This is a genomic window from Clostridium sp. OM02-18AC, assembly GCF_003481825.1.
Taxonomy (GTDB): domain Bacteria; phylum Bacillota; class Clostridia; order Lachnospirales; family Lachnospiraceae; genus Brotaphodocola.
In genome coordinates this window covers 1-12,966 of record NZ_QULW01000011.1, presented here as the reverse complement: position 1 = coordinate 12,966, position 12,966 = coordinate 1, and the positions used below count along the sequence as shown (strand labels likewise).

Sequence of the window (12,966 nt, the reverse complement as noted above, 5' to 3'; positions counted from 1 at the left end):
GGCAGGTGAACGATCATGGCATCGATGAGAGATATTAAACGCAGAAAAGCAAGTATCCAGAGCACCGGCCAGATTACCAAAGCCATGAAGCTGGTTTCTACAGTCAAGCTGCAGAAATCCAGACAGAAAGCAGAAGGCTCCAAGCCTTATTTCGACTTGATGTATGAGACGATCTCTTCCATGCTGAAAAAGTCAGGAACCATCGACCACAAATACCTGCGGGCAGGCAATACGGATGGAAAGGCGGTCATTGCGATCACTTCCAACCGCGGCCTTGCCGGCGGCTACAACAACAACATTGTCAAGCTCATCGCAGGAAATGAGGCGCTGACCTCGGAGAAGACCCGGGTCTACGCCATTGGCCGTAAGGGCCGTGACGGACTGGCAAAGAAAGGCTACGAGATCACTGCGGACTACTCCGAGGTGATAGACGAGCCGGCTTACCAGGATGCGGCAGATCTCACAAAAGAACTGCTGGCAGCATTCGGACGCGGAGAGGTCGGAGAGATCTATCTTGCATATACTTCGTTCAAGAACACCGTAGTTCATATTCCGAAGCTCATCAAGCTCCTTCCGTTTACCATGGAAGAAAGCGGCGAAGCAGAGGCTCCGAAAGCGGAAGCACTCATGAACTACGAGCCGAGCGAAGAAGAAGTGCTCGATATGATCATCCCGAAATATATGAGCAGTCTGATCTTTGGTGCGCTGCAGGAGGCAGTTGCCAGTGAAAATGGCGCGCGTATGACCGCCATGGATTCGGCAACCAACAATGCAGAAGAGATGCTGGGCAAGTTAGAGCTGCAGTACAACCGTGCGCGTCAGGGTTCCATTACCCAGGAGCTTACGGAGATCATTGCAGGCGCAAATGCGATCAATTAATCTGTTTTGACAGAGCCTGGTGCCCTGCCAAAACGATAGCGCTCCCAGGGAGTGCATTCGAGAAAGAAATAAAAGGAGAAGCAAGATGGCAGAACAAAATACTGGTAAGATCACACAGATCATCGGTGCGGTCATGGATATCAAGTTCTCCCAGGGCAAGATTCCGGAAATCAACGAGGCAATCAAGGTACCGCTCGAGGACGGCGGCACCCTGACCGTCGAGGTTGCACAGGATCTTGGTGACGATACCGTAAGATGTATCGCAATGGGAACCACCGATGGTCTGAGACGTGGTATGGACGCCATTGCAACCGGCGCACCGATTTCCGTACCGGTTGGTGAGAATACGCTGGGCCGCATTTTCAACGTACTGGGCGAGCCGATCGACAATAAAGAAAAGCCACAGGTGGAAGAGTACCTTCCGATCCACAGAAAAGCTCCTACCTTTGAGGAACAGTCCACCCAGACTGAGATCCTTGAGACCGGTATCAAAGTCGTAGACCTGCTCTGCCCTTATCAGAAGGGTGGTAAGATCGGTCTGTTCGGCGGTGCTGGTGTAGGTAAGACCGTCCTGATCCAGGAGCTGATTCGTAACATCGCTACCGAGCACGGCGGATATTCCGTATTCACCGGTGTAGGTGAGCGTACCCGTGAGGGTAATGACCTTTACTACGAGATGACCGAGTCTGGCGTTATCAATAAGACCACCATGGTATTCGGTCAGATGAACGAGCCGCCGGGAGCACGTATGAGAGTCGGCCTGACTGGTCTGACCATGGCAGAGTACTTCCGTGACAAAGGTGGTAAGGATGTCCTGTTGTTCATCGACAACATCTTCCGTTTCACCCAGGCAGGTTCCGAGGTATCTGCACTGCTTGGACGTATGCCGTCCGCAGTAGGTTACCAGCCGACCCTGCAGACCGAGATGGGTGCTCTGCAGGAACGTATCACCTCCACCAAGAACGGTTCCATTACTTCCGTACAGGCAGTTTACGTGCCGGCCGATGACTTAACTGACCCGGCTCCGGCGAACACCTTCGCACATCTGGATGCAACCACGGTATTAAGCCGTGCCATCGTAGAGCAGGGTATTTACCCGGCAGTAGATCCGCTTGAGTCCACCTCCCGTATCCTCGACCCGCGTGTCGTTGGTGAGGAGCACTACAAGGTAGCCCGCGGCGTGCAGGAAGTTCTGCAGAAGTACAAAGAGCTGCAGGATATCATCGCCATGTTAGGTATGGATGAGCTTTCCGAGGAAGATAAGCTGACCGTATCCCGTGCACGTAAGATCCAGAGATTCTTATCCCAGCCGTTCTTCGTAGCAGGACAGTTCACCGGTCTGGAAGGCCGTTACGTTCCGTTAAGCGAGACCATTCAGGGCTTCAAGGAGATCCTGGAAGGCAAGCATGACGACATTCCGGAGCAGTATTTCCTGAATGCAGGTAATATCGACGACGTTCTTGCCCGCGTGAAATAGGGGGTACGTCTATGGCTGATGGAATGAAATTAAAGGTTGTCACCCCGACCGGCGGGTTCTACGACGGAGATGTCTCCATGGTAGAGCTGACCACCACCGAGGGTGAGATCGGTATTTACCCGGACCACATTCCGCTGACTGCTGTTGTTGCGCCAGGCGTCCTCAAGATCCATGAGAACGGCGGTGAGAAGGAAGCAGCACTCATGTCCGGATTCATCACCATTCTGCCGGAGCAGGTAACGATCATGGCAGAGGTAGTGGAGTGGCCGGATGAGATCGACTATCACCGTGCAGAAGAGGCACGTTCCCGTGCGGAGCGCCGCCTTTCCTCCGGTCAGGCTGATCTGGATGTAGCGCGTGCGGAAGCAGCGCTCAAGCGCGCGATGGTGCGTTTGAATTTGAGACATTAAACAAAATAGAGCAATAAAAACGGAGCATTCGCAAATGATCTTAGCGAATGCTCCGTTTTTGCTGTTAATTTGTATAAGAATCTTTATTCGTACAAAAATCCCGGCTCATTATAAATAAGTGCCATGAACTCCACATCTTCGCTGGAGTTGTTTTCCAGGCTGTGGAACTGTCCGACCTCGATGATGCAGCAGTCGCCAGGGCCAACCTTGGTGACAGACTTGTCGTTGTCGATGAAGTCAGCCTGTCCCTTTAAAATGTAATACGGCTCGGTGTCATGGACGTGCTGGTGCCAACCTACGCTTGCGCCCGGAGGAAGTACCACCTTAGCGTACATTCTGCCGTGACCAAAAAATTCTTCTTTGGAAATGATGTGATGCACATATGCGGTACCTTTGCCGCCACCCAGATGTTCAACCGCAACGGTATTTTCTTTGCGAACCATAATTTCAGCCTCCTTAGTCTGTAATATCGTGACTGTTCCATGTTTCCACGGTCACGTGTTATCAAAAGTATATCCCAAATTGAAACAAAATGAAATATAAAATTATGGAAGATTACAATCTCAGCATCCGGTATCCGACTCCGATATGGGTCTGGATCTGCTGGGGAGCGCCCGGAGCGGATTCCAGCTTTTTGCGGAGCGTTGCCATAAAGACCCGGAGAGAGGCTACATCGCTTTTAAAATTGCTCCCCCATACATGCTCGGTGATATAGGTGTGGGTCAGGACCTTTCCCACGTTGCGGGCCATCAGGCACAGAAGCTTGTACTCGGTAGGGGTCAGGGGCAGCGGCTCCTTGTTTAAGCAGGCGCATCCGGCAGAAAAATCAATCTTCAGAGGGCCGTTGACAAACACGGAATCCTGGGCAGACATGGTTTCCTGCATGAAGCTTAAGCGGCGCTGGGTCACGCGCAGGCGGGCCAGAAGCTCATCAACGGAAAAGGGCTTGGTCAGGTAATCATCGGCACCATTGTCCAGAGCTTCAATTTTGTCGGTATCCTCGCTTCGGGCGCTGATGACGATAATGGGGGTGATGCTCCAGGTGCGGATCTGCCGGATGATGTCGATGCCGTCGATGTCCGGCAGCCCAAGATCCAGCAGGATAATATCCGGGTTATGGGAGGATGCCTCAAGAAGCGCGGTTTCTCCGGTTGCAGCAGTGAGAAAACGGTAGTCGTGCAGCTTTAATGTAGTGGTGATCAGATTGCGGACGGGTGCGTCATCCTCCACAACCAGAATCAGTGGTTTATTCATGAATGGTTACCTCCTCGCAGGGTAGTGTAAAGGAAAAAATACAGCCGGAAGGCGTATTGTCTGTAAGTGTGATCTCGCTGCCATGTGCCCGGATGATGGAGCGGCACAGGCAGAGCCCGAGTCCCAGGCTTCTGCGGCTGTCTGCAATGCGGTTTGCGCCGGTATAACACATATTAAAGACAAAAGGCTTTGCTTCATCCGGAATGCCCGGACCGTCATCCGTGACCCGGATCCGCACCTTTGATGCCAGCCTGTCGGTCAGGATCTGGATCCGGCTGCCTTTTTGCGTATATTTGATGGCATTGTCCACCAGGTTGATGATGACCTGCACAATGAGTCTGGCATCCATGCGGGCAAGCAGAAAATCATCCGTGCTTTCTGCTGTAATGCTATGTTCAACGCTTTGACGGCTGACATGACGGAGCGCTTCGGAAATGACCTCGCTGACCAGTTCGGTTTCCATGCGCAGGTTCATGCGGCCGTCTTCGATGCGGGTGACAGCCAGTAGGTTTTCCACCAGATTGATCAGCCACATGGAATCGTCATAGATATCGGTGCAGATCTGCAGCCGGGTAGCTTCATCGATTGCGGCGTGGTTGGAAAGCAGGTTGCTTGCATTGCCGGATATAGAGGTCAGCGGGGTGCGCAGGTCATGGGAGATGGTGCGCAGGAGATTGGCGCGGAGCCGTTCCTTTTCTGCAAGGAGCGTGGCCTGTTCTTTTTCCCGGATATTTTTGCGGTTTTCCATAGCCAGGGCACCTTCTCCGAGGATGGAAACCAGAACACTGTATTCGAAGGAGTCCAGGGAATGTTCCCCGGCTTCAATGCCTGCGACACCATAGACGCAGTCCTGCACCCGGATCGCCAGATAATGACACAGAGCATCCGGGAAGATATCGGTATAAGCTCCGGCACGCTTGTTGTGTGCAAGCACCCACAGGGCAACCTCCCGCTCAGAGTCACAGGTTAAGGCGGATCCTTTTTCTGCGGAAACAGGATCCGGGGAAAGCATGGGGGATTTCAATTTGCCATCCAGGACCGGATAAATGAGAATGTATTTTCCGAGAAGCTTGCAAATCTGGGAGATCAGGGTGTTCAAAATAGCCTCATCGGTGTCAGCCTTTTGCAGAAGCTGGTTGGTGTCAAACAGAACCTTGGTGCGGTAAGCCAGCTTGGCAGATTGCCGGGCATGGTTTTTCAGGCGGGTAGTCAGGGCACTGCTGAGCAGCGCGACAACAAACATTACAGCAAAAGTCACCGGATAGTCTTTTCCGTATACGTGGAAGGTAAAGCGTGGAGAAGTGAAAAAATAGTTAAAGACAATGACGCTGCAGGCAGAGGCAAGCAGACTGCAGCTCCAACCGGTTGTGGCGATGGAAGTCAAAAGGACACCGAGAATGTAGAGCGTGATGATATTTGCTTCTGACAGACCAAGCCGGTAGAAAAAGAGTCCGGCCAGGGTAATGGCAACCAGGACAACGAAGGTGCGAAAAAGATCTGCAGCCCGGATATTCCAGTCGGCGGCTTTCAGGCGCTTTTTGGGACGATAGCTGCTGTGGACGGAAGCTGCATCCGGAATAATGTAGATATCCAGATTCGGTGCGATTTCCGTCAACTGCTCTGTCAGTGAGGGCTTGCCCCAGAGATGTCGGCGGCGGACATTGCTGCGGCCAATGACGATCTTGGTGATATTTGAGAGCCGGGCGAATTCCGCGATCTGGTAGGAAACATCGTCCCCATATACCGTTTCGATGGATGCGCCAAGCTGCTCGGCCAGACGCATGTGTTCTTTCAGACGATTCTGATCTTCTTTGGACATGGCAGAATGATCCGGTGTCTGGACATAGAGCGCAGTCAGGGTGCCATGAAAAGCCTCAGACATACGGGCACCCGTCTGCACGATCCTCAGGTTTGATGGCGCAGAAGAAAGACAGACGAGGATATGCTCCCTGGTCTGCCTTTCGGAATGATATGTTTCAGAAAAATTGTTATCCTGTATCATAATGCTGGATCCTTCCATATTCGGGCATGTTTTTTCTGATTTCCATCATAAAACGGATTCTTTTGCAAATCAATCTAAAGAATCATTTTCTTCCGGCATTTTCCGGTCAGGATCCGGCCGCTGCTGTTCCATGCGCAGATTCCCTTTGCGCAGCCGGTCCAGAATCTGGTCAATCCGGCTCATAAGCAGATAGATGAAGGTAAAAAACAGGATGAGAAAGAGAATCAGAATCAGATTTCCCATAAGATCACCTCCGAAATCAGATCCGGAAACATTTCTGCAGATCGTGGTAGCGGCCAAGGACCAGGATGGAGTCTCCTGCGCAAAAACTGGTCTGCGGCGTAACCGAATACTCAATTTTGCCATTATGGCGCACTCCGATGATGTTGATGCCATACTGCTTCCGGATGTCGATCTGCGAGACACTCATGCCGATCCACTGGTCAGGAAGATCGACTTCAAACAGATCATGATCTCCGTCAAGATCAACAAAATCCCGGATGTGGTCAGAGCTGCAGCGAATGGCGGTCCACTTGGCCAGCTGTTTTTCCGGGTAGACGACTTCATCCGCGCCGTTGCGCAGCAGGAACTTGGCATGGACATCTCTGGCAGCCCGGGAGACAACCAGTCTGGCACCTAACTCCTTTAAGAGCGATGTGGTTTCCAGAGAACTTTGAAAGTCAGTTCCGATAGCAACAATGCAGACATCGAAATTGCGTACGCCCAGGGAAGAAAGAAAATCCTCCGAGGTGCTGTCACCAATCTGAGCGCTGGTCAGGAAAGAAAGTGCTTCGTTGACACGCACCTCATTATGATCGACTGCCATCACCTGGTGCCCCAGGGAATGCAGCTCCATGGCAATATGTTTTCCAAAACGGCCGAGGCCAATCAGTAAAATTGATTTCATGATCTTGCTCCTTTACGTGTTATCCCACAGTGATTTTTTCCAATGGATATTTACCAAGCCGGATCCGGTGTCCGGACAATGCGGCGTAGATTAAAGTCAGTCCTCCGACTCTTCCCAGATACATCAGGATGATCAGGATGATCCGGGAGATACTCCCGAGCCCGGGAGTAATGCCGAAGCTGAGTCCGACCGTGCCTACCGCTGAGGCCGTTTCAAACATACATGCCATCATGGGAAGCTCCTCTATGCGGCTGATGAGAAATGCGCCGGTCAGACAGAGACTGAGATACATCATCAGGATGGAGGCAGCATTTGCTACAGTTTCCGTGGCAATCCGGCGCTTAAACAGCTCCGGGGTTTCGTTCCGCCGAAAGACCGATACGGCAGTGGCGGTAAGAACTGCGAGGGTAGTGGTTTTCATGCCTCCTGCTGTAGAACCGGGGCTTCCGCCGATGAGCATCAGAATGATGGTCAGCATCTGGCCGGATGCGCTGAGCTGGCTGAAGTCTGCCGTATTGAAACCGGCTGTTCGCGGAGTAACCGACTGAAACAGGGATAAAAGAAGTCTTGTTCCAAAGCCTCCCTGCCGGAATTCTCCGAAATAGAAATAGAGGGCAGGAAACAGGATCAGGATGGCTGTGGTGGTTAAAATGACCTTGCTCTGCATGCGGTACCGGCTGAAATGAAGCTGATTGCTGCGAATATCTTCCCAGGTCAGAAAGCCGATGCCGCCGATGATGATAAGTGCCATGATGACCAGGTTGACCAGTGGGCTTGCGGCATAAAGTGTGAGGGAAGAAAAGGGAATGCGGATTCCCATCAGATCGATCCCTGCGTTGCAGAAGGCGGAAATGGAATGGAACACGGCCATCCAGAGTCCATGGATGGGGCCAAAGTCTCTGCAAAATACAGGGGCCAGCAGAGCGGCACCGGACAGCTCGATCAGGAGCGTAGCCCGGATGATAAAGCCGGTCAGGCGCACAATGCCGCTCATCTTTGGTGCGGCCACGGCTTCCTGCATGGTACTGCGCTGCATCAGACCGATCTTGCGTCCGGAAACGATGGTGACTGCTGCAGCGACAGTTACGACTCCCATGCCGCCAATCTGGATCAGCACCAGGATCACAGCCTGACCGAAAACGGACCAGTAGGTACCGGTATCGACCACGATCAGGCCTGTCACGCAGACGGAGGTAGTGGAGGTGAATAACGCATTTAAAAACGGAGTAACGCAGTGGGTGGCGGAGGAAACCGGCAGCATTAAAAGAAGTGCGCCGGCCAGAATGACTCCGGCAAATCCCAGGACAATGATCTGAAAAGAATTTAATGGTTTTATGGACAATGTTTTCATGGATACAGCTCCAATCTTCTGTCGGGCAGTGATACCGTTGTTTTTGTTAGTTCTATTATAGAAAAAAAGAGTTAAAGAGGGCACAAAGGTATTTTGCCCGGTATTAAGATGGTACAAAGATTTTGGCTCCTGCTTTTTTTGTATTGTATGGAAAATAGTGAAAATATATAGTAAACTATAGTAAAAACATGCTGTTATTGGACAATATTTGAGGTACACATTTCAGGAGAGATTCATGAAAAAGAATAAGCGATATGACAGTCAATATTTTGTGGCAGCAGGAATCTCCCTGCTGCTTCTGACAGCAGTATTTCAGCTTTCTGCCCGGACACTTCCGGGCTTTGGCACCTGGTATGCCCACCATATTTACCCGTGGATCGTGGAAGGTGTGGGGCGATTGACGGGGCTGCTGCCATTTTCTGTAGCGGAGATGGGGCTGTATGGTCTGCTGTGCCTGCTGTTTCTGGATGTAGTGCGTCTGTCTGCGGCGCTAATCCGACCGGAAACTGCAAAAATTCTGACAGTCATTGGCAGGCGGTGGCTTTTGATCGTCGGTACGCTGCTGTTTTTATACACCGTCAACTGCGGCATCAATTACTATGCCTCCTCTTTTTCTTCTTATGCCGGTCTGGAGGATGGGAAATATAGCATGAGAGAATTGGAGGAGCTTTGCGAGGAACTGGTCCGGCAGGTGAATGAAGCCGCAAAAAACGGGCGTCAGTCCTATCGCGAAAACAAAAAGAACTGGATGGAAGAAAGTGTACACGCCATGCAGGCAGCGGGCGCGCAGTTTCCGTGCCTGTCCGGTTTTTATCCGAAACCCAAAGAGGTTTTCATTTCCCAGATCCTTTCCGTGCAGCAGCTGTGTGGCGTTTACTCTCCGTTTACGGTGGAAGCGAACTATAACGGGGACATGCCGGATTACAACGTGCCCCATACCCTTTGCCATGAGTTATCTCATCTGAAGGGCTTTATGCGGGAGGATGAGGCGAATTTTATCGGGTATCTGGCCTGTATTTCATCAGAAAATGAAGCGTTCCGCTATAGCGGTTACCTGACCGGCTGGGTTTATGCGGGAAATGCCCTGGCACGGGCAGACAGGACGCGTTACATAGAACTGACAAACGAACTTTGTGAGGAAGCACGAACCGATCTGGATGCAAATTCCGAGTTCTGGAACCGGTACGAGAGTAAAGTTTCGGAGGCGGCAACCCGGATGAATGACACTTATCTGAAAATGAACTCCCAGGCCGACGGCGTGAAAAGCTACGGAAGGATGGTGGACCTGATGTTATCCTACCGAAGAATACAGCAGTGATTTCTTAACGAAAACTTGATAAATTTGGATTAAACCAGTGGAAAACGCGAGAAAAATCGGCTATAATAAATTTCAGAATTAATGATCGGAAAATTTGAAAAGTCGCAATTTTTGTCGAATTTCCGACTCTATATTTTGGGAGGGCTATCAATGGATCAGGTATTATATGATTTAATGGACTGGGCTGGAATTGAGGAAATCGTGTATTCCGAGGCGGCAAATCCGGAACGCCTTCTGGGAGCGCATGAGGTGGAAGAGGGACTGCTGATCCAGGTGTTCATGCCGCACGCAGTAGCTGTGGCAGCGAAGGTTGGAAATAAGAGCTATCCTATGGAACTGCAGGACGAGGCCGGATATTATGCGGTGCTCCTGCATGGGAAGAAGATGAGCAAATATCTCCTGGAGATTACTTACGATAACGGGACAACGGAGGAATTGCAGGATCCATACGCATTTCCGTCTCAGTTTACAGACGCAGAACTGAAAAAGTTTGACGCAGGAATCTATTATGATGTATACCGCAAAATGGGTGCGCATCCGATGACCATTGACGGTGTAAACGGTGTTTATTTTGCCGTATGGGCACCGTGTGCCATGCGTGTCAGTGTGGTCGGTGATTTTAATATGTGGGACGGCCGCCGCCATCAGATGAAACGTCTTGGGGATTCGGGGGTCTTTGAACTGTTTATGCCGGGGCTGAAAGCTGGAACACTTTACAAATATGAGATCAAGAACCATCGCGGGGAACCGATGCTGAAATCAGATCCGTACGGAAACTACTCAGAGCTGCGTCCGGACAATGCCTCCATCGTCTGGGACCTGGAGCAGTTCACCTGGAGTGATGAGGTCTGGATGAAGAACCGGGAGCTGGAGGCGGCCAAGGACAAGCCGCTTTCCATCTATGAACTGCATCTGGGCTCCTGGATGCGCCATGAATTAAAACTGGAAGAAGACGGGGAGCCGGTAACCGGTTCAGAGTTTTACAACTACCGGGAGATCGCGCCGAAGCTGGCAGAGTATGTGAAAAAGCTGGGCTATACCCATGTGGAACTGATGCCGGTGATGGAGCATCCGTTAGACGAATCCTGGGGCTATCAGGTAACCGGCTACTATGCGCCGACAAGCAGGTATGGCACGCCGGATGATTTTATGTATTTCATGAATTACATGCATGAACAGGGCATCGGCGTGATCCTGGACTGGGTACCGGCTCATTTTCCGCGTGACGCCCACGGTCTGGCATGCTTCGATGGAAGCTGTGTTTACGAGCATCAGGATCCGAGGCAGGGTGCGCATCCGCACTGGGGTACCCTGATCTATAATTACGGACGGCCGCAGGTTACAAACTTCCTGATCGCAAATGCATTGTTCTGGGCAAAGCAGTACCACGCAGACGGTATCCGTATGGATGCAGTGGCGTCCATGCTGTATCTGGATTACGGCAAGAACGATGGCGAGTGGGTGGCCAATATTTATGGCGGACACGAAAATCTGGAAGCGGTAGAGTTCCTGAAACATTTGAACAGTATCTTTAAGAAGGAAATCAAGGGCGGTCTGCTGATTGCAGAGGAGTCGACCGCATGGCCGCAGATCACCGGTTCCGTGAAAGAGAATGGTCTGGGCTTTGACTATAAGTGGAACATGGGCTGGATGAATGATTTTACCGGTTACATGCAGTGCGATCCTTATTTCCGCAACCAGCATTACGGCGAGCTGACTTTCAGCATGCTCTATGCCTACAGTGAGGACTTTGTGCTGGTATTCTCCCACGATGAAGTGGTGCATGGTAAATCTTCCATGCTCTTAAAGATGCCGGGTGAGACATATGAGGAAAAGGCAGCGAACCTGCGAACCGCATACGGTTTTATGTACGGACACCCGGGCAAGAAGCTGTTGTTCATGGGACAGGAATTTGCGCAGATCTCCGAATGGAATGAGAATGAGGAGCTTCCGTGGAACATTCTGGAATACCCGCTGCACAAGAACATGCAGGACTACGTGAAAGCGTTGAACGAATTCTACCGCAGCCATCCGGCTATGTACCAGAAAGACTTTGAACCGGAGGGCTTTGAATGGATCAACTGTACCTCTGCGGCAGACAATATCGTCGTATTTACCAGAAAGACCGATAAGCTGGAGGAAACCTTGCTCTTTGTCTGCAACTTTGCACCGGTTGTCCATGAAAAATATCAGATCGGACTTCCGTTTGCCGGAAGATACAAAGAAATCTTCAACAGCGATGCGAAGAAGTTTGGCGGAAGCGGTGTGGGCAATTCCCGCGTAAAGGCAGCAAAGAAGGAAGCGTTCGATGGACGGGATTACTCCATGCTGGTCGATGTGCCGCCTATGGCGATGATCGTGTTCTCCTGCGAACCGGCAGAACCGAAGAAGCCGGCAGCACCGAAGAAAGCGGCAGAACCGAAGAAGCCGACGGCACCAAAGAAAGCGACAGCGAAAAAGACTGCAGAGACGAAGACAGCAGGAACGAAGACTGCGGAGAAAAAGGCAGCGACTGCCAAGAACGCTGGAAGGAAGAAGTCTGCAGAGCCCGAAAAAACCGTGACAGCCAAAATGACTACGGTGCCAAAACGGACAACAAAGGCAAAGAAAAACGCAGCGTCAAAGAAGCATGTAGAATTACAGCCGGAGACTACGAAAAAGGATGCGGAGACAAATCTGGAAACAGTAGCGAGAAGCGCAGAAGAAGCAGTAAAGGCTGCGAAAGAGACTGCGGCAGCAGCAGTCAAGGATGTGGTGAAAAAGGCACAGGAAACTGCGAGAAAAACAGCGGAGGAAGTGAAGAAAGCAACGGAGAAAACGGTGGTAAAGAAAAATAACTAAGAAGAAAATAATATGTGCGATAAAAGTGACGAGGTGAGAACTTTAAAGTTTACCTTGTCGCTTTTTTTTATTAATGGACAACACGGGATTCTGACGTTTTTATCCTGTGTTACATTTACAATAAAAAATATTTAATAATATTAAATAAATAACAGCGAAATTAGTAAAGTTGACATAAAAACAAGAATCTTACAAAAAAAAATTTAGGCTAACTTTTTATAAAATATCTATTGCATTTTGAAAAAAACATGATAATATGTAAATATATACAAAAAAATGGTCCAAGTGAAAAAAAAATATGCAAAATAACAAATGCGCGCAAAAATTCAAAATTGTATTTTATAAGTACAATCAAACTTTTTGTAAGATTATTTTATAAGGAGGATATTACTAATGGAGTCTATTCTTTGGACATTAAACAAGATGCCGAAAAGCGAAGACAAGTGCCTGCCTGTTATGAGCATTGAGAATATCAAACAGGCGCGTGAGTTCCACAAGAGCTTCCCACAGTATTCCATCACCCCGCT

General features: G+C 50.4%; 11 protein-coding genes. 5 read left to right on the top strand and 6 right to left on the bottom strand.

Going from position 1 to position 12,966, the window contains the following annotated elements:
- Nucleotides 1-15: 15 nt before the first annotated feature.
- The 3 genes from atpG (at nt 16) to atpC (ending at nt 2,766) form a co-directional block, all read left to right on the top strand.
- Nucleotides 16-879, top strand: coding sequence for an ATP synthase F1 subunit gamma (atpG, locus tag DXB18_RS08980; protein WP_118707322.1), 864 nt, complete (start codon nt 16-18; stop codon nt 877-879).
- An 85-nt stretch (nt 880-964) separates the two neighbouring features.
- Nucleotides 965-2,356, top strand: a complete 1,392-nt coding sequence (gene atpD / locus DXB18_RS08975) for a F0F1 ATP synthase subunit beta (RefSeq protein WP_118544261.1) — start codon at nt 965-967, stop codon at nt 2,354-2,356.
- An 11-nt stretch (nt 2,357-2,367) separates the two neighbouring features.
- The gene (gene atpC / locus DXB18_RS08970; RefSeq protein ID WP_118544262.1) at nt 2,368-2,766 is read left to right on the top strand and encodes an ATP synthase F1 subunit epsilon; all 399 of its coding nucleotides are present in this window, start codon (nt 2,368-2,370) and stop codon (nt 2,764-2,766) included.
- A gap of 83 nt (nt 2,767-2,849) precedes the next feature.
- Here the strand turns inward: atpC and DXB18_RS08965 are convergent, their stop codons facing one another.
- The 6 genes from DXB18_RS08965 to DXB18_RS08945 form a co-directional block, all read right to left on the bottom strand.
- Nucleotides 2,850-3,209, bottom strand: a complete 360-nt coding sequence (locus tag DXB18_RS08965) for a cupin domain-containing protein (protein ID WP_118707320.1) — start codon at nt 3,207-3,209, stop codon at nt 2,850-2,852.
- Between the two features lie 112 nt (nt 3,210-3,321).
- Nucleotides 3,322-4,020, bottom strand: coding sequence for a response regulator transcription factor (locus tag DXB18_RS08960; protein ID WP_118707318.1), 699 nt, complete (start codon nt 4,018-4,020; stop codon nt 3,322-3,324).
- Nucleotides 4,013-5,902, bottom strand: coding sequence for a DUF4118 domain-containing protein (locus DXB18_RS08955; protein ID WP_182430524.1), 1,890 nt, complete (start codon nt 5,900-5,902; stop codon nt 4,013-4,015). The genes DXB18_RS08960 and DXB18_RS08955 overlap by 8 nt, the downstream gene beginning before the upstream one ends.
- A 189-nt stretch (nt 5,903-6,091) precedes the next feature.
- Complete coding sequence (locus DXB18_RS16170) at nt 6,092-6,265, bottom strand: hypothetical protein (RefSeq protein ID WP_154106736.1); 174 nt, start codon at nt 6,263-6,265, stop codon at nt 6,092-6,094.
- A gap of 16 nt (nt 6,266-6,281) precedes the next feature.
- Entirely contained in the window at nt 6,282-6,929 is a 648-nt protein-coding gene (locus DXB18_RS08950; RefSeq protein WP_118544267.1) for a TrkA family potassium uptake protein, read from the bottom strand.
- A 19-nt stretch (nt 6,930-6,948) separates the two neighbouring features.
- Complete coding sequence (locus DXB18_RS08945) at nt 6,949-8,280, bottom strand: potassium transporter TrkG (protein ID WP_118707315.1); 1,332 nt, start codon at nt 8,278-8,280, stop codon at nt 6,949-6,951.
- 235 nt (nt 8,281-8,515) lie between these two features.
- Here DXB18_RS08945 and DXB18_RS08940 point away from each other — a divergent pair, with 235 nt between their 5' ends.
- The gene (locus DXB18_RS08940) at nt 8,516-9,598 is read left to right on the top strand and encodes a DUF3810 domain-containing protein (RefSeq protein WP_118707313.1); all 1,083 of its coding nucleotides are present in this window, start codon (nt 8,516-8,518) and stop codon (nt 9,596-9,598) included.
- A 150-nt stretch (nt 9,599-9,748) separates the two neighbouring features.
- Entirely contained in the window at nt 9,749-12,439 is a 2,691-nt protein-coding gene (gene glgB / locus DXB18_RS08935) for a 1,4-alpha-glucan branching protein GlgB (protein WP_118707311.1), read from the top strand.
- The last annotated feature ends 527 nt before the right edge of the window (nt 12,440-12,966 follow it).

Coding starts and splice junctions, on each gene's coding strand:
- atpG (WP_118707322.1), top strand. CDS start 16: ATGGCATCGATGAGAGATATTAAACGCAGAAAAGCAAGTATCCAGAGC.
- atpD (WP_118544261.1), top strand. CDS start 965: ATGGCAGAACAAAATACTGGTAAGATCACACAGATCATCGGTGCGGTC.
- atpC (WP_118544262.1), top strand. CDS start 2,368: ATGGCTGATGGAATGAAATTAAAGGTTGTCACCCCGACCGGCGGGTTC.
- DXB18_RS08965 (WP_118707320.1), bottom strand. CDS start 3,209: ATGGTTCGCAAAGAAAATACCGTTGCGGTTGAACATCTGGGTGGCGGC.
- DXB18_RS08960 (WP_118707318.1), bottom strand. CDS start 4,020: ATGAATAAACCACTGATTCTGGTTGTGGAGGATGACGCACCCGTCCGC.
- DXB18_RS08955 (WP_182430524.1), bottom strand. CDS start 5,902: ATGTCTGAGGCTTTTCATGGCACCCTGACTGCGCTCTATGTCCAGACA.
- DXB18_RS16170 (WP_154106736.1), bottom strand. CDS start 6,265: ATGGGAAATCTGATTCTGATTCTCTTTCTCATCCTGTTTTTTACCTTC.
- DXB18_RS08950 (WP_118544267.1), bottom strand. CDS start 6,929: ATGAAATCAATTTTACTGATTGGCCTCGGCCGTTTTGGAAAACATATT.
- DXB18_RS08945 (WP_118707315.1), bottom strand. CDS start 8,280: ATGAAAACATTGTCCATAAAACCATTAAATTCTTTTCAGATCATTGTC.
- DXB18_RS08940 (WP_118707313.1), top strand. CDS start 8,516: ATGAAAAAGAATAAGCGATATGACAGTCAATATTTTGTGGCAGCAGGA.
- glgB (WP_118707311.1), top strand. CDS start 9,749: ATGGATCAGGTATTATATGATTTAATGGACTGGGCTGGAATTGAGGAA.